The organism is Sphingomonas populi (genome assembly GCF_004208535.1).
In the GTDB taxonomy this organism is placed as follows: domain Bacteria; phylum Pseudomonadota; class Alphaproteobacteria; order Sphingomonadales; family Sphingomonadaceae; genus Sphingomonas; species Sphingomonas populi.
The window spans coordinates 17,269-33,935 of record NZ_SGIS01000015.1; the positions used below are offsets into that span (position 1 = coordinate 17,269).

At 64.0% G+C, this 16,667-nt stretch carries 13 protein-coding genes and 1 pseudogene; 11 read left to right on the forward strand and 3 right to left on the reverse strand.

Going from position 1 to position 16,667, the window contains the following annotated elements:
• Window positions 1-5 precede the first annotated feature (5 nt).
• The 7 genes and pseudogenes from EWE75_RS11220 to EWE75_RS11250 all read left to right on the forward strand — a co-directional run bounded on the left by EWE75_RS11220 (window position 6) and on the right by EWE75_RS11250 (window position 5,815).
• Complete coding sequence (locus EWE75_RS11220; protein WP_130157441.1) at window positions 6-935, forward strand: cyclic GMP-AMP synthase DncV-like nucleotidyltransferase; 930 nt, start codon at window positions 6-8, stop codon at window positions 933-935.
• Window positions 936-1,006: 71 nt separating this feature from the next.
• Entirely contained in the window at window positions 1,007-1,246 is a 240-nt protein-coding gene (locus EWE75_RS25025) for a hypothetical protein (protein ID WP_165388350.1), read from the forward strand.
• Window positions 1,247-1,311: 65 nt separating this feature from the next.
• Window positions 1,312-2,526: an AAA family ATPase gene (locus EWE75_RS11230; protein ID WP_130157443.1), complete on the forward strand. Its 1,215-nt coding sequence runs from the start codon at window positions 1,312-1,314 to the stop codon at window positions 2,524-2,526.
• Window positions 2,527-3,348 carry a DUF3226 domain-containing protein gene (locus EWE75_RS11235; RefSeq protein ID WP_130157445.1) on the forward strand — a complete coding sequence of 274 codons (822 nt, stop codon included), beginning with the start codon at window positions 2,527-2,529 and terminating at the stop codon, window positions 3,346-3,348. It abuts the gene before it with no gap.
• A gap of 60 nt (window positions 3,349-3,408) precedes the next feature.
• A pseudogene (locus tag EWE75_RS11240) lies at window positions 3,409-3,545 on the forward strand (IS5/IS1182 family transposase); the annotation flags it as partial.
• A gap of 88 nt (window positions 3,546-3,633) precedes the next feature.
• Window positions 3,634-4,638: a nucleoid-associated protein gene (locus tag EWE75_RS11245; RefSeq protein ID WP_231708313.1), complete on the forward strand. Its 1,005-nt coding sequence runs from the start codon at window positions 3,634-3,636 to the stop codon at window positions 4,636-4,638.
• Window positions 4,631-5,815 (forward strand): hypothetical protein, encoded by a 1,185-nt coding sequence (locus EWE75_RS11250; RefSeq protein ID WP_130157447.1) that lies wholly within the window; start codon window positions 4,631-4,633, stop codon window positions 5,813-5,815. The genes EWE75_RS11245 and EWE75_RS11250 overlap by 8 nt, the downstream gene beginning before the upstream one ends.
• A gap of 24 nt (window positions 5,816-5,839) precedes the next feature.
• Here EWE75_RS11250 and EWE75_RS11255 read toward each other — a convergent pair whose 3' ends face one another.
• Window positions 5,840-6,637 (reverse strand): hypothetical protein, encoded by a 798-nt coding sequence (locus EWE75_RS11255; RefSeq protein WP_130157450.1) that lies wholly within the window; start codon window positions 6,635-6,637, stop codon window positions 5,840-5,842.
• A gap of 141 nt (window positions 6,638-6,778) precedes the next feature.
• Between EWE75_RS11255 and EWE75_RS11260 the strand changes: the two genes are divergently transcribed.
• The 4 genes from EWE75_RS11260 (at window position 6,779) to EWE75_RS11275 (ending at window position 12,092) form a co-directional block, all read left to right on the forward strand.
• Window positions 6,779-8,296, forward strand: a complete 1,518-nt coding sequence (locus EWE75_RS11260) for a hypothetical protein (protein WP_130157452.1) — start codon at window positions 6,779-6,781, stop codon at window positions 8,294-8,296.
• Window positions 8,293-10,629, forward strand: coding sequence for a phospholipase D-like domain-containing protein (locus EWE75_RS11265; protein WP_130157454.1), 2,337 nt, complete (start codon window positions 8,293-8,295; stop codon window positions 10,627-10,629). Before EWE75_RS11260 ends, EWE75_RS11265 begins: the two co-directional genes overlap by 4 nt.
• A gap of 67 nt (window positions 10,630-10,696) precedes the next feature.
• A complete protein-coding gene (locus EWE75_RS11270; protein ID WP_165388352.1) occupies window positions 10,697-11,458 on the forward strand; it encodes a PD-(D/E)XK nuclease family protein in 762 nt (253 codons plus the stop codon).
• Between the two features lie 10 nt (window positions 11,459-11,468).
• A complete protein-coding gene (locus tag EWE75_RS11275; protein ID WP_130157458.1) occupies window positions 11,469-12,092 on the forward strand; it encodes a hypothetical protein in 624 nt (207 codons plus the stop codon).
• Window positions 12,093-12,498: 406 nt separating this feature from the next.
• Here the strand turns inward: EWE75_RS11275 and EWE75_RS11280 are convergent, their stop codons facing one another.
• Window positions 12,499-15,498: a type I restriction endonuclease subunit R gene (locus EWE75_RS11280; protein WP_130157460.1), complete on the reverse strand. Its 3,000-nt coding sequence runs from the start codon at window positions 15,496-15,498 to the stop codon at window positions 12,499-12,501.
• Window positions 15,495-16,604, reverse strand: coding sequence for a restriction endonuclease subunit S (locus tag EWE75_RS11285; RefSeq protein ID WP_165388353.1), 1,110 nt, complete (start codon window positions 16,602-16,604; stop codon window positions 15,495-15,497). Before EWE75_RS11285 ends, EWE75_RS11280 begins: the two co-directional genes overlap by 4 nt.
• Window positions 16,605-16,667 lie beyond the last annotated feature (63 nt).

Below are 16,667 nucleotides of genomic sequence, written 5' to 3' on the forward strand. Positions count from 1 at the left end.
GCCATGTGGACCTGCTTGCACTGCACGCCAAAAAGATCGTGCTCCCGGCCTCCAAATATGACGAATTGCGGACCAAGCGGAACAAGGTGCGCATCATCATCAAGCGCCGGCTGCGCGAAATGGGCTACCTTCAGCCCATCGGCTTTCGCAGTCAGGGCAGCGTGGCAATGCGGACGGTCACCAGCGGCGGCTGGTACGGCAGCTTCGACATCGACGACGGCATATATTTCCATCGGCGCGCGCTGATCGGGCCGCAAGGCGGGGAAGTGTCTCCGCTCGCCGCCCGTCAGCGGATCTGGGAAGCGGCCTATCGCGAGCATTTCACGGATCCGCCCGAATATAGGAAGAATTGCGTCCGGGTCTTCTATGCCCGGGGCTTCCATATCGACATCCCCGTCTACCGCGTAACGACCAGACCGTTCGGCGCTCCGGCCATCGAGCTCGCGTCGAGCAGCTGGAAGCCTGCCGATCCGGCAGGGGTCACGGCCTGGTTCCAGCGCGCGAACGCCCGGAGCCCCGGGGTGTTCGGCGGGCGCCAGCTCGCCCGCATGGTGCGCTACCTCAAGGTCTGGACCAGATCCCGCTCAGCCTGGCAGGGCTATATGCCGAGCGGCTTCGCGATCACTGCGCTCGCGGTGGAATGCTACAAGCCATTCCCGGAGCGCGACGACCGCGCCTTGCTCCACCTCCTCACAGCGATTTTCGAGCGCTTGCAGTACCAGACGGCGATCGCCCATCCGGTGATACGCGGCGAATTTATCGTGCGGCCGGACAAGGATGCCACCGCTCGCTGTCTGCTATGGGGTCTCGAGCAGGCGCTTCCGCGCCTGGGACCTATCGCCGAGGGATGTGCGCGCGAGCAGGCGCTCGCGCGATGGGACGGCTTTTTCAACGAGGACTTCCTGCGCCGGCGGCCGCCGGTCACCTTTATCTGAACCGGTGCGGAGTGCGTGGGACGTCCTGCGCGGATATTGAGGCAGCAGGGCGCTGTCCAATCGCCGTGTTGATGAAGCCCAGCAGCCAGCGCAGCTTCTTCATCGTCGCCGCTGAGCGGCCCTCCTTCTCGACTTTACGCAGCCACTCGTCCGCAACGGCTTTGAGACTGTTCGATGCCTCGACCGTCGCAGCGATCCGCGCGCCGCACATGATTGATGCGCACAAGGGCTTCGACGGCTTCCGGATGAGACTCGACGAGTCCAGACAGACCATCACGGCGGTGGTTATTTTCGAGGATAAACCGGCGTAACCGGTGCGCTGGTTGTATGCTTTGTCGCGCTGGTCCAATAGCGCGGCACGGCTCAGCTTCGAGCCATGTCGAACCGCGTAGATCAAGTGAGGCCGTCGATCGCGATGCTGCAAATTGAAAACTTCCATGTCGGGAGCTTCCGCGGCCTCGAGGACGTGGCGCTCGAAAATGCCGGCCAAGTCAATCTGATCGTCGGCGGTAATAACAGTGGCAAGACCTCGGTCCTCGAAGCGCTCGCTGTCTACGCCTCACCGATGGACGTCGGCGCATGGGCGGATGTCGCGCGGATGCGCGAGGTTCGTGCGTTCATCAACCCTAAGCGCGACAGCAGTCTTTCCGCCTTAGACGCATTGCGCTGGCTGTTTCCGCAACGCCAGTCGGATGATTGGGAGCGGGGTCCGCGCCGCATGTGGCTTTCTGCCAGTGGCACGATTGATGTTCGCAAGGTCAGTGCCGAGTGCCTCCCGATCCACGGGATACCTCCTGAGCCGAGATTTGCTCCTGGCCGCATGGGGCGTGAACTCGAGTTGATCGAATCCGATGGCTGGCACCTCACGATCGAGGTCGAGGCGGAGGGGGGCAGTTTCGACCTTAAGTCTTCGAAGCAGCCGATCGATATCTATAGCTATCCCGGTGGCCAGCGTGCTCGACTCGAAGTCGACATGTGGGCGGCGAACGGCGTGCGCCTTCCATTCGCGCGTGCGAAGCCGGGCCTGCGGCATGAGACCCTTACGCCATATTCCCATCGTAATCAGCCGGTGCAGCTTCATAACCTGTCCCGCATCATCTCTTCTGGCAACAAGGCGGAGGTCATCGATCTTCTGCGCGGTGTGGATCGTCGTCTGCGAGATCTCGAGATCATCACCGAGGCGACTGGTCGTGCGCTCATCACTGCGCTTTTCGAAGATGGCAAACGCATGCCGATCACGATTCTTGGCGACGGCTTCCGCCGGGCGTTGGCGATTGCGATCGCCGTCAATCAGGTGAAGGGTGGCCTCCTGCTGATCGATGAGATCGAAACAGCGCTGCACGTCAGCGCGCTGGATGACCTGTTCCCGTGGCTGGTTCGGATCGCCGCGGAGCTGAAGGTTCAGGTCTTTGCGACGACACATAGTCTCGAGGCGATCCAGGCAATTACCAACGCGGCAGCCAAGGCCGGTGCAGACAGTCTGACCGCCTATCAGCTTGCAGGGGGTGGGCTTGGAAGTGGGCCGCCGCGGCGATATTCCGCAGCGATGCTCGAACGCGTCGTGCGGGATCGTGGGCTGGACATCCGATAGATGCAACGATTTCTCGTAATCGTGGAGGGGCCGCATGATGCGAGTTTCCTCGGGGTGGAACTGCGTGAGCGCGGGTTTAAAAAAGTGGAGTCGCTGGAAGACGTCGACGTCTTCTGGCGCATCCTGATCCCCAAAATCTTCCCGTCGAGCAACAAGCTCACACACGTTGTCGCATACCCCGATATCTTCCGTAAGGCTGCAGTACCCGAGCAATCTTGCGCGATCGTCGTAGCTGGCGGAGACTCTCGAATTCTAAGCGAATGCCGCGCCGTTCTAGAAACATTGGACGGGTCGCAACTCGATGGCATCTGCCTTGTCGCTGACGCGGACGACAACAGCGCCGAGCATCGCCACATCCAGCTTTGCAGAGGGCTCGAAGCGCTGAACGTGACTCACGGGCCCGGCGGCAAGGAGGGTGGTACATCCGGTTTGCCAGGGTTTCCGCTACCTATCCCGGCATTCGGTGCAATCGGCCCGGGTAAACCGAAGGTCGGCCTCTTCGTCCTGCCAGACAATGATAGGCCCGGGACGCTCGATACGCTCCTAATCGAATGTGCCCGGACGAGCTTTTCTGCCGTCGTGGCGCATGCAGAGACTTATGTAGTCGCAGCGAATGCTGCGGTCGCCGATGATGGCCGCTTCAAGGCACTTCGCAAACCGTCGGGGCAGGTAAAGGCCATGGCAGGCGTAATCGGCAATGTGCTCTTGCCGGGCTCGGCATTGAGCGTGGCGATCGACCGAGGTGCGTGGCACAATCCTCGTAAGGGTGATGAGAAGAGCCTTAACGCTTTTCGTGCGTTTCTGGACGCGTTCCTCGTTTAGGGTCAGGATCCATTGATGCGAGAGGCGCGATCTGATTCAGGCTCCGCAGGGAGGCCGACTGTGAGTGACCTGTACTTGCTGCCTGACGAGCAGATGGGGCGGCTCGAGCCGTATTCTCCAAGAGCCATGGCAGACGACGGGTCGACAATCGGCAAGTGTTGAGCGGGATCATTTTCGTCAATCGTGACGGGCTGCGCTGACGGGAGGCGCCAGCCGGTATCTAGTGCTTTCCGGATTTCATCGTGCGCGATCATCTTGCGCTGGGTGATGAGAGGAGTCGAGACGTTGAACGAGATCGTAGCGCTTGCCATCCATGACCTTGAACGCCGTGAAGGCGTCTACAAGGTCCAGGCCGCTGACAAGCAGCTCAGCGTCACGCCGACGACGCAGCGGCTGATCGACGAGCTGTATGACCTTTACAACCGTCGGGCGTCGAAGTCCCACGGCAAGTTCACGGCTGCGGAGGGGTATCCCACTCAGGCGCAGGTACGTGACTACGTGGATGATCCGGAAAGGGATTTCCTGAAGCTTACATCGCGGATGATGGAGACGCTGCGCAACCAGGCGCAGGCGCGGTCCGCGTCGACTGGCGGGCACGTGCTGTTCGCGCACTTCCGTCGCGAGACGCGTGACTATCTGCTCGTCGCCATCATCACCGACAAGCTCAGTGCCGCGCTCACGTCGCAGCGCGACGTTCAAGACGTGCGGCATCTCGACCTGGACGGCTTCCGGTTCGCCGGGCGCATCAACCTGACGGCCTGGGCGAATGGCGAGGAGCGCTACATCAGCTTTCTCAAGGGGAAGGGGGACGTGTCGGCGTATTTCCAGCACTTCCTTGGCTGCGATTCCGTCGTTCAGGACCGGGTGGACACGTCGAACCTCGTCACCGCGCTGAAGGAGTTCGTGGTCGAGACCGAGATGCCCGAGAAGGAGGGCAACGAGTTCCTTGGCAAGGCCAAGGCGATCTGCGAGCGCGTGTCCCGCGCGCGCGAGGAAATCGAGTTCGACGCGCTAGCGAACGAGCTGATGCCGAAGGATCCTAAGAGGCTGACCGACCATCTCGCCCACACCGATCGGGGGTTGAGCGACCGGTTTGTCCCGGACCGGCGCGCTCTCGCGTCGCTCGTTCGGTTCCGGGGTGGCACGAAGCAGTGGAAGGTCGAGTTCGACCGCGACGCGGTCAGCAACCGTTCGGTGATTTATGACGCGGCCGCGAACACGCTCACTCTGACGGGGCTACCTGACGACCTCGTTGAGCAGCTGAAGTCCGAAGGACTGGGCAATGGCTGACGTCGGCTTCGCCGACCTCGTCGACATATATCGACACACGCGCTTCGACGGGAACGGCGGAGGCACGCTCACTATCGCCACTCCGGGGATCGCCGCGACCCTGCGTGCGATCGAGGCGGATCAGTCCCTTTATGATCTGACGCAGGTCAGCCTCGTCGAGCCAGTCGATCCGGTGGTCGGCTCGCAGGTCGCCATCAACGTGGCCGCGCCGAACCTCAAGTTGGGCATACTCGCCGACACCTTCGAGAAGCTGTTCCTCGCGCCGGGCGCGGCGTTCGTGGAGCCGGTGAGCTACTTCGTGATCGACGGCGGGCATGCCAGCGGCGACGCGCCGGCGCCTCCGGTTCTCCTCGCCTATCGTGCGATGCTGGCCGTGATCGCGCTGCTCAAGGAGGCCGCTTCCTATGTGATCGAGCTTCAGCGCGAGCTCGTGTTCATCGGCGCCGAGAGCGTAGTCGTGCCGATCAAGTTTAGGGAGGCGGATCTCACGCCTTCCCTGACAGGCGCCGCGGGTCGGCTCGGGACCTTGTTCGCTGATCCGCTGCATACCCAGGAGAAGGCCGAACTGCTGGCGGCGGCCGTGATCGAGCTGGCGGGGGGGCAGCGGATCGATCGCCGCTTCCAGTTCATCGTCTCGAATCTGGAGCAGGTCTGCGACGAAGTCGAGAAGGGCTACCGTCTGTTTGTGTCGAGCTTTTCGTATTCGAAGATACGGAAGGAGATCGAGACTGCGCGGCTCGACTACATCAACAAGATCCACAAGACGATCGTGGACATACAGGGGCAGTTGCTGGGCATTCCCGTCGCGACGATCGTCGTCGTATCGCAGCTGAAGCTCTCGAAGGGCTGCGGTGTCGAGTTCTGGACGAATTGCGCCGTCCTGCTCGGCACCTGGATATTCGTCATCTTGCTATGGCTGGCCGTCAGGAACCAGTGGTACACGCTGTCGATGCTGGCCGGCGAGATTACGGGACAGCGGGCTAGGCTCGACGACGACTACGCGGCCGTGAGCGACGATTTCGTCGACGTCTTCGACGATCTCGACGCGAGGATCGAGTGGCACCGCAAGGTGCTGGTCGGCGTAAGCGGGCTGGCGCTCGCCGGCGCTGTGCTCGCGACTGTCGCCTTCCTCATGCTGACCAAGACCGGATCGGCTAGTTGCCTTGTCGGCGGTTGAACGAGCCGTAGAAAGGTCGGCGGATCAGAACAGCTTGTTGAAGACGGCAGGCGAACTGTCGAGCAACCGACGCAGCATCTGGTTCGCGTAAAACATGTCGGGTGACGCCTGAGCCGGCAGCACGATTACCGTGTAGTCGGGCGCCGCCTTGTCTAGCATGAACGTCACGAGCCCCACGCCGTGGATCGTGCAGAGCGCCTTCAGCCGGCTAAGGTCGTCCTCGCTGGTAGTCTTCGGGACCACGATGTAGCTCTTGTGAGAGAACAGCCGGTACGCGACGGCCTGGCCGAACGCGACGACTGGCTGGTTGGGGTCGATCTTGATTTCGGCCGAGACGATCTGCGGCTCGAACTTTAGGATGTCCTGCGCTCGGGGCTTCAGAACGCCGATCACGTCGGGAGTGCCCCATTTCCCCCGCAGCACGCTGCCGCCCAGCGAGACGGCGACGTTGACCTCTTCCGCGACGTCGGCGAGCCATACTGCGAAGCTCTCGTAGAAGTCCGATTCCAGTAGCGAGATCGTCACGTGCGATGCCGTCTCCAGAACCAGCGGTTCGTTCGCCACCGCATCATCCTGCGCGATCGCCGCGCTGGACTGGTCGTCCTGATACTTTCGCAGTTGATAGGTGCCGCGCGCGACCTTCACGATCTCGTCGGAACCCGAGAGAAGAACCTGCAGCGCGCCGTGGATGCTGTTCTGCGGCGTCTCGGGAGCGAAAGCATGGATCAGCTTCAACATCTCGTTCCATCGGATGCCGCCGGGTGTGGCCTCGAGTATTTCGAGCGCGTTGTCCTGAATCTGCCTTCTGTTGAACTTTGCCATCGTCCCCCCCGGGCGATCGTTCGCACGTCGTCGCGTCGATTGGCAAGTTCGGACCGGCTTGGCATAAGTCGTCGTTGCATCAATGAAAGGCCCCGGTATCTTCTCCGCAGCGGCATGGGGGATGTCATAAGGGGAAATTTCGTGGACGCGCTGCCGCAGTGGACATCGAAAATCGACAAACGCGGCCTCGATCCGCTCGGAATGCAGAACGCCGGCGTGGTCCTCTACCAGGCCCTGCTGCCCGGTATCAGCAACATCACGCTGCGGATGCGTTACTATGGCTTCTTCTGCTGGTTGAGCGACGCCTACGCTCGTCGGGGCGTGACCACCGACTTCGAGCTCTGGCGCCAGTGGGTGCGTCGCGCGGAGGCGCTGTTCGCCCTGGTGTGCGCGGACGCGACCGGGCAGGTCGGCGTCGGGGGCATCGACTGGGCGTTTCAGACGCTTCAGAACGGCGACGACGTGATCGACTTCTCGGTGGCGGCGTCGAACGACGCGAGCGTGAAGCGCTACCTCATCCAGAGCCTCGGCGTGTTCGGCGCGGCCTACTACACGCAGATGCAGGAGATGGGTCTCTTCGAACCCGGACCGAACGGCATCCAGCGGGTGACCGTCGACGCTGGGCTGGCGGCGGCGAACGCCTTCCGGGCCTCGATCGGGTCCGACCTCGAACGCATGTTCACGGACACGGTTGACGCCGCGCGCGTCGACCGCGCGACTCTGGCGGCGCTCCATCCGATCGTGCCGTCGCGCATTCCGGATCCGTCTGACGAGCGGGTGGCATACGAGGACACGCTGTTCGCCGCCGGGTCGGAATCGATGGCGACCGACAGGAGCCGCCGCGCCAGCCTCAGCCTGATCCTCGATGTCACGTCGCGGGAGGGCGAGCGGCCGACGCCTGAGAGCGTGCGGTGGGCCCTCTTCGACTCGCCGGCCGTCGCGCTGCCGGTCGATCTCGAGAGCCAGCGGCTGCTCTGGGAGTCCTACCAGTGCCAAGATCTTTTCCAGGTCGCCGCCGCCAGCCTGCTGGCGTGGGCGATCGCGGTCATGGGGGCAACGGAGGAGGGGGCCACCCTCGCCGAAATCCAGGCCGCAGTCGTGGCGCGGCTGGCGGACACCGACGCCGCGACGGCGGGCGGGACCTGGGCGGATCTGCGCGACGCGACGGACGTGGCAGCGTTCGCCTGGCGCGGGGCGTGGACGAGGCTGACCGGCAGGCGGGGATCGCCGGAGGAGAAGGCGTGGGACGCCGTCCGGCTCGTCGCGGCGCTCCATCGCCGCGTAGTGGTGCGCGACGACCTCAGTGGGACGATCCGGAAGGCGATTCCGGTCAACGGACAGGCGCGCTCGATCGTCACAGAGCTGCGCTGGTTTGACCGTCAGGATGACCGGTCCGTGGCGGAGGCGATCGGCGAATACGTCGTGCAGCGCGCAGTGCTGCGTCACAGCTGGGTCGCCATGCAGAAGCTGCGGCGACAGCGCGACTACACGTTTCTGTTCGAGGCGAGGGATGGCCGTCTGGTCAGTCTGAATGGATATCAGCCAGTGCCCACGACGCCGCGCCTCGCGCCGGCGATCCAGTTCCTCGAGGACGTCCATCTCGTCGCGCCGGACGGCCTGACGGCGCGGGGACGCGCGCTGCTGGGAGCGAACCGTTGAAGCTGCCCGAACGGCTAGGCCGTAGCTGGGGACGGGGCTTCCACTCCGCGTTCGCCACGAGCTTCGCGCTCGAGTTCGCCGCGTTCGAGGAGGTAATGCTGCCGCAGCTCTCGACCGCCGGCGCGACGAACGTCCTACTGATCGCCGACGGCCGCATGGCGACGATGGCGCTGAGTGACGGCTCGGCGTTGCCGGAGGCGCTTGGCCGGGAATACGTCCTACATTCGCCGCCAGTCGCGGACGGCGTCTTCCATCCGAAGATCGTCCTGCAGGTTGGCCGGGCGGGCGGTCGGTGCTTCGTGAGCTCCGCCAATGTCACGGGTGCCGGCCTCGGCGGGAACGTCGAGGTCGCGGTCGAGATCGAGTGCGGGGTCGAGCCCGGCGCGGAACGGGAGATCGTCCAGGCCGCGTGGCGGTATGTTGAGGCCCTCGTTCCGGCCGACGCCGGCGCGGCGCGCGAGGCGATCGTCTGGGCGCGGGACCGCGCTCCTTGGCTCGATGGAGCGGGCGGCGGGGGCGGGCCTCATATCCTGGAGGACGGGACGGCGATCGCCTTCCTCGCCAGGCCGGGCGTCGAGGGGATCGGCGCGCGGTTCGTCAGGATGATCGGCGGCGAGGCGGTCGAACGGATGCTGATCGCCAGCCCCTATTGGGACGAGGGGCTTGAGGCGGTCGTCGATCTGGAGCGCGCGTTGGAGCCTGGCCGCACCACGATCCTTCTGGACGTGGAGCGGCACGAGTTCCCGACGGACGCGCCGATGCCGTCGCATCGGGAGATCGTCGACATCTCGGGATGGCAGGCCAGCCGCTTCAAGCACGCGAAGGTCGTCGTCGCGGTGACGGAGGAGCACGACCACGTCCTGAGCGGCAGCGCGAACTGCACCGTCGCGGCGCTGGGCCGCGAGGGGTTCGCCGGCACCAACGCCGAGGCGTGCGTCTATCGACGGCTTCCGCGCGGAACGGCGACGGCGGCGCTCGGGATGGATGGCTGGCTGGAGGCGGACCCGATCGCCCTGTCGGATCTTCCCGACCCGGTCGAGACCACGCCGATACCGCTGGACGAGATGCACCTCGGCGGCGCCGGGGCATTCGAGGCGGAGGGCGGCCGGTTCAACTGGCGCCGGCCGCCCGGACGCTGGGGCGACGGCGCCGTCACGTTGACGAACGCGTCCGGCGAGGTCATCGCCGAGGTTGAGGTTGGCGCCTTCGCGGTGGAGGGCGACCGGCTCACGACGTGGGTGGGGGAGCCACCGCTTGAAGACGCCGCGTTCGCCCGCGTTCGGTCGGACGCTGGCGAGTCCCTGCGCGGCTACGTCGTTCACCGATCCGTCCTCCGGGCGCGTCGACGGGAGTTCGTGGGCGGGAGCGTCAGCAAGGCGCTCGCCGCGTTCGACGACGCTGGGGAGATGCAGCTGAAGATGCTTCAGGCGTTCGACGAGCTCGCCAGGGCGGACGTCGAGGACGAGGTTTCTGGCGACGGACCCGCCCGGGGCGGCCCGCGCGCCAAACCGGTCGAGTCGACTGCGGCGCCCAAGGTCGGCTTCATGACCTACGAGGAGTTCATGGCCGCGCGCCCGGCGCGCGAGGGAAGGGGTGGCCGCAGCGACAGCACTGTCGCGGGCACGCACTTCGACAGCGTCCGCGCGCTGCTCAACCGCCTGTCCGGCGTCGAGCAGAAAGAAGCGGGCGGCGGTGTTCCCCGCGACGACGGGTCCTGGATGGACCTTGGCGACGAGAGCGGCGAGCTCGGCGACGCCGTCGAGGAGGCGGAGGCCGAGGAGGCGGTGGCACCGCGCGTCCGACCCGCGCCGGACATGTCGGCCTACGACCGCGCGGTCAGGACCTTTGTCGAGGGCCTCGCAGCCGAGGGTCGCGCGATAGGCTCGCGCGACGTGTTGCGCCTCCGCCTCTGGATCGCGCTCGTCCTCTGGGAGGCGAGATGCGCGGCCGCGCCCAACGGGATGCCGGCGGCCGCCGACGACAAAGGCTGGCCCCGTCTTATCGTGCGCATCGTCTCGGGCTTCTTCGTCGGCAGGAGCTCGCCCGTCGGCAGGCTCGTCGTCTCGAGCGAATACGACGACATGCCGGTCGACTTCTACGAGTGCTGGTCGACCATCCTGTGGGCGCTGGACGCCATCGTCGCGTCGGTGCCCGACCAGCCGAGGACGCGCGAGTTCAGGCGGCGAATACCGGCGCTCCGGGCCCGCGTCGTCGCGGCGCTCGGCCTTACGCCGGAGGAGCTACAGGGCGAGCCGATGTCGACGCAGCGCCTGGGCCTCGACGTCGAGTTCGGCACCCGGCTCGGTCTCTCATCTGGTGCCGGTGCGGCGTAGCGTGTCGCGTGAGACCGCACCGGACCGATCGGTCCCTAACGCTCGCGCCGGGCTGGAGGCGGGCGCGTTGCCGTCCGGCGTCGAGCGCCTGTCGGAGCGGCTGCTGTCGCTGCTGACGCAATGGCGGGAGCATGCGGAGGGGAACACGCTCCGCCGCCGGCTGTCCCTGCTGTTGGAGACGCTTGCGCCCCTTCTCCGGGTATGCGCTGGCACGCCTCTCGATGCGGAGCAGCTCGGACGGTTGCTTCCGGCACTGTCGGCGGTGCTTGCGGAACGGAGGGATGCCGGCGAGGCGATAAACCCGTGGACCGTCTCCGGGGCCAGGCGCCGCGAGGTCCGCAATGCCGCCATCCTCGTGGCGCTGTGGTCGTCCGCCGAGGTCGGCGACGCGGGTCCGGAATTCCTGGGCGGGTTCCTCGACCGGTGCCAGGGGCGACTGGGACTCGGCCTGCCTGACCGGAACGAGCTCGCGCTCGGCTACCGAATGCGGGTCGAGAACTGCCCAGGCGTGGACGGGTCGGATCGCGTCGACCTCATCGTCGAGACCGCCCGGCACCTCATCGGCATCGAGATCAAGATCGACGCGAAGGAGGGCAAGGAGCAACTCAGGCGCTACGTCGAGGCGATCGACCGTTGCGCGCAGCAGCTCGGCAAGGACCCTCGGGTGATCCTCCTGGCTCCCTTCCCGCCGTCCCGCGACGACGTGATTCCGGCCGGCTGGTCAATGGTCAGGTCGGCCGCCGCCGCTGCGCTCCCCAAGCGCCGCTCCGAATACGGGTTCGCCCACCATCTCATCGCGCACTTCGCGCACCACGTCCGATCATTCTGAGGAACAGCCGATGTCCGATAGCAGGTCGCTCGATGCACTCGTCATACGCAACATCGCAGACATAGAGGCCGCGATGAAGCACGCTCAAGAGCGCATCGGCCCCCGGATATGGGAGGTGGCGTCTCGCGTGATGCAGGCTGCATGCGAGGCGCGCGACTGGACATCGGTTGCCGACATCAAGGACGAGGACGTCTGGATCGCTGACCCCGCCTGGCTGATGCCCGACCAGCGCAAGCCCAAGGCGGACTTCTTCCTCGGCCTCGACGAGCGGACCTCGGGCGACAATGACGGCGAGAACAGCTGGCTGGCGACGTTCGTCGCCAGCGGCCCCAATAGGGCAACCATGGCGTTCTGGCTCTGTCAGCGCATCCTCGGTGCGGGAGCATGGAAGAAACTCGTCAAGTCGAACGACCGGATCGTGGCGGAGCTTCGGGGCCTGGGCTTTTCGGTGGACGACGACGACGACCGCCGGCTCTACCTGCCGGTCGTGCTGGATCGGGAGCAGCTGGCCCGGGCGTTCGAGACCGACGACTTCGACGCTGTCATGGAGCCGGTTGGAACCGCCGTGGGGAACGCCCTGGCGGCCGCCGACGTTCTCGAGAGGCTTCGGGGCCTCGCCCGCGCCGCCGCGTAGGCACTCCCGCTCCATCGCTTCGATGAAGGCGCGGTGGGAGCGACGACGGCCTCATTGTAGGCGAGGCCTGCCTCGGCGCTTCGCGCTGCCTCCTCGAGCAGCCTCGGCCCGACGCGGTCCTCGACCGCGACCGGGAGGTTGCGGAAGAAGGCGGAGTTCGGTTTGCCGGAGGTGTCGGGACGCAGCATGGGCGAGAGCCTTGCCGATATCGTTGGTCGTGGTCGGGGTAGGGGGCTCGAAATCGGGATGTAGGCAAGTGGTCGTGGGCTTACGTATGCCGGCAAACTGGCCCACCTACATGGCTCGGCACCGTGCGCTTCATTTCGGGCCTGAATCTGAACCTTTTGGTGCAGGATGACCGGCAAGACGATCCTGTGCTGCGAGCGGGCTAAGTCGGGCACGATCATTAAGCCGCTTTGGTCTCCCGCACTTGGCGCTGCGCGCGGCGGAAGAAATGCTTTGTGATCTCCTCCCGCGCGTCCGGGTCGGTCATCATGGCGCTCTTCATTTCGTTATCCCGCTGGAACGCCCGAATGGCGCCCCGGAAGAACACGTCTCGGAAGGCGCGATAGACCACGTCATCGGAGTTATTCTTGAGCATCTCGATCATATTTTCGTCGAGGATCTCGCGATTTACACCCTCGAAGCGGATGAAATCGTCGATCGAAAATTGCGCACCATGCTTCTCATTGAAGTTCGTGATGATTTCGGACAGCGCCTTGTGTTCTTCCTCGCTGTACGGCTTCGCTGCGAACTCGCTGATCGGCGACAGTGCGTCGTGGTCGCCGGCCGATAGCGAGGCCGACCCCTTTTCCTTCTGTTCCACGCGGAAGGCCTGAAGGCGAAGCATTTCATCGGTGACTTCAATGTCGCCCGGTATCTCGCGATCGGGTAGTAGGCGGATCAACCACGACGTATAGGCATACAGCTTTTCGAGGTCTGTATCGCCGAGCATCATGATTTGGCTCAAGAAGCTGTAGAAGCGCATATAGCTACGCAGGAGCTGACGGAATTCTTCCTGACGGTCCTCGTCGTCGCCTTCGAAGCGAGCTACCGCTTGGCGTACCAAGCCTTCGAGGCGCGCACGGTCATGGCCGCTCAGATCGCCCTTGTAGAAGGTTTCAGCGAACCGCTGCACCTCGCCGTCGTCGAGGATGCCGAACTGCTTTAGCCGGCGCTCCAGGGTGTAGATCTGGTTCGGATCCGAGTTAGCCTCCAGCGCGGTCACCTCGAAAAATGGCCGGAATGCGTTCTGGATGTCCTCGACCGTGTTCTGGAAGTCGAGGATGTAGGTGTGGTCCTTCCCAGGAAATGTCCGGTTTAGCCGCGACAGCGTCTGAACCGCCTGCAACCCGGCGAGCTTCCGATCGACATACATCGCACTGAGCTTTGGCTGGTCGAACCCGGTCTGATACTTCTCAGCGACAATCAGCACCTGGTAATCTGAGCTGTCGAACTTTGACGGCAGCTCAGTTTCCGCGAAGCCGTTGACCTCGGCTTCGGTGTAGATGTTTCCGTCAACCTTCAGCTCACCCGAGAAGGCGACCAAGGCACGCATGTCGCCATAGCCGGCGTCGGCGATATAGGTCTTGATCCCCTGATAATAGCGCAGCGCATGTTCACGGCTCTGCGTCACCACCATGGCCTTGGCCTGGCTGTCGAGTCCGTCCCGAACATGCCGTCGGAAATGCTCGACCATCACTTCGACTTTCTGACCGATCGCGGCGGGATGCATTGAAGCGAAGCGGGCTACACGACGGCGCGCCTGCAGGCTGTTCAGTTCGGGATCATCCTCTATCGTTTTCTCGAGCTGGTAGTAGGCCTTGTAGGTCATGTAGTTCTGCAGAACGTCGAGGATGAAGCCCTCCTCGATCGCCTGCCGCATGGAATAGAGATCGAACGGGTGTGGTAGCCCATCCATCCCCTTGCGGCCGAAACGCTCCAGTGTCACGTTACGCGGCGTCGCCGTGAAGGCGAAGAAGCTGATGTTCGGTTGGGGGCCCCGCGCGGCCTGATAGTCAGCGACAATGTCCTCGATCGTGCGATCGTCGTCGGCATCCTCGCGAGACAGCGCTTCGGTCATCGCCTGCGCGCTCTTGCCGGACTGGCTTCCGTGGGCTTCGTCCACAATGATGGCGAAGCGCTTGTCCGCCATGCCGGAGAGGGTCGTCAGGTGCTCGGTTGAGAACTTCTGGATCGTGGTCACTACGATGCGCGCGCCAGACGCGAGCGCTGCCTTCAACTGCTTCGACGTGCCGTCAATCGTCTTCACGATGCCCGCAGTTTGGGCGAACTGGGCAACGGTGCGCTGCAGCTGACGATCCAGCACGATCCGGTCGGTGACGATGATGGCGGTGTCGAAGATCGGCCTGTCGTCGGCACTGTGCAGAGTGATGGCGTGATGTGCCGTCCACGCGATCGTGTTGGACTTTCCTGATCCGGCCGAGTGCTGGATCAAATAGTTCTGTCCGGTACCAAGGGTACGTGCGTCGGCCATCACCTTGCGCACGGCGTGAAGCTGATGGAAGCGCGGGAATATCATCGTCTCGCGCCGTTCCGGGACGTTGTTCTTGCCAGGTTTTTCCTCAACAAGCAGGTGCATGAAGCCGCCAATGATATCGAGCGTCACGTCTTTGGACAGGACGGCGAGGCCGTCCGGCTGGTCCGCCCAAATATAGGCGGTGCGGAAATCACCGGGGATGTCCCGGTTGCCGGCGCCGCCTTCGTCAGTGCCGCGGTTGAACGGCAGGAACTTCGTCTTCCCATTCATAAGGCGAGTGGTCATGGAGATGTTGGACTCGTCCATGGCGAAATGGACCAGCGCACCGCGCTTGAAGGTCAGCAGCGGCTCGTTCGCGGGCGCGCGATGCCTCTGATACTGCTTCTCGGCATGCTTGAACGTCGTGGCAGTGAGTTCGTTCTTGAGCTCGAACGTGGCGATCGGGATGCCGTTGATGAACGTGACGATGTCTATCTCGTTATCGTTCCGCCGGCTGTAGCGCACTTGCCTAGCGAGCGAGAGGATGTTCGCGTCATACAAGGCCGTTAGCCCCGGGTTGACGCTTGACGCTGGCTTGAAGGCGCAAAGGCGCAGCTTTATGCCGGGCACGATCTTGATGCCATGCCGAAGGACCCCCAGGGTGCCGACGTTCTTCAGGTTGGCGTCGAGTTGCTTGAAGAACTCCGACTCCGCAGAGGCGGAGTACTGACTCTCCAGTTTCGCCCATTCCTGCGGTTGGGTGGTGCGGACAAATTCGACGACCAGTTCCCTATCGACCGCCAGGTCGCGGTCGTAGTCCGCGCTGGTCCGCAAACGGTATCCCTGCTGAGTCGTGAGTTCGGTGCACATGTGCTGCTCAAGGACCGACTCGTGATGGACACCTTGAGGAGTGTGGGCTTTGGTCATTCGCCGATCTTCCGTGCCGTCGTGTTGGCTATGTCGGTGAGGCCCATCACTGCGGCCGTCACCAAGGCAGCGCGGTGTTCCTGTAGAAGAGCGATGGATGCCTGTGTGACGGCCTTCATCCTCTTCTCCAGCTTTATAGCCTGCTCTATGGCTTCCTGGAGCTTCATGCCCGGAACCGGGATTTTCTCCTTCGCGAGGCGGCCGGTGTTAAGCGGACGGTTTCGTCCAGCAGATCCGCGCGACGCCTCGTTGAGCAGGAAGTCGCCGAAGTTCGTTCGCAGAAGTCCTGTCAGATACGCAGACTTCACGCCGTTCTCACCCCGGTAAATCGGGTAGCGGTGGGAGACCACGCATCCTTCCTCATCTGAGCTGGCGAGAGCCACCGCGCCCTCCCATGCGAACTGTCCGCTGATGATGAGGTCGTCTTCCTTGACGAAGAAGAAGTCGGAGTCGCCCATGCCTTCCTCGTCGGTGGCGGGCTTCTTAAATATTCCCCGCCCTCGGTTGTAGAGGCCCAAGCGCACTAGGTTGGTGTGCTCCGACAGTGTCGCGGGCCGGTGGATTCGACGGGTGACGTGTTCGAAGCGAACACGCGGGACGTCGCTATCGGAGATGGCCCTGTCCACCAGCGCCTCAATACGCGCGGCCGAGCAGCGTAGGAACTGCTCCTTCTTCTCAATCAGCAGATCAATCTTGCCTGTCTCCCGATCGAGGAAGGCGGCAATCTCGCGTTGTTCATCTATCGGCGGGACGGGTAGGACGATCTGCCTGAACTGCTCCCAGTAGAGGCGCTTCCGAAAGTCGGCGATGCCCTTCGATCCGCGGTGCATCTCCCCGATGTAGATCGGCGTCCGCAGAAGGTACTGATAATACGCGCTGTGGATTTCGCCCGTTGGTTTCGCGACCACGTAGGCGGGGCTCACGGCGCCATCCACCGTCGAAACGCCTACGGCGCCCTGCCACGCGCGCATCATGTTGTATGCTAGGTATCCGGGACGCACCCTCTTGTAGGCGGAGCGGTCCTCGATCAGGACGGTCTTCCGGTCGCGCTCCTCCGCCGACAGTTCGTGCTGCGATATGCCGCTGTGGATGGATACCGAGAGCACCGGTAGATCGTCATTGTTGCGCTCCGACACCTGTTGGAACAGGAGACCAGCTCGGCGCTGCCG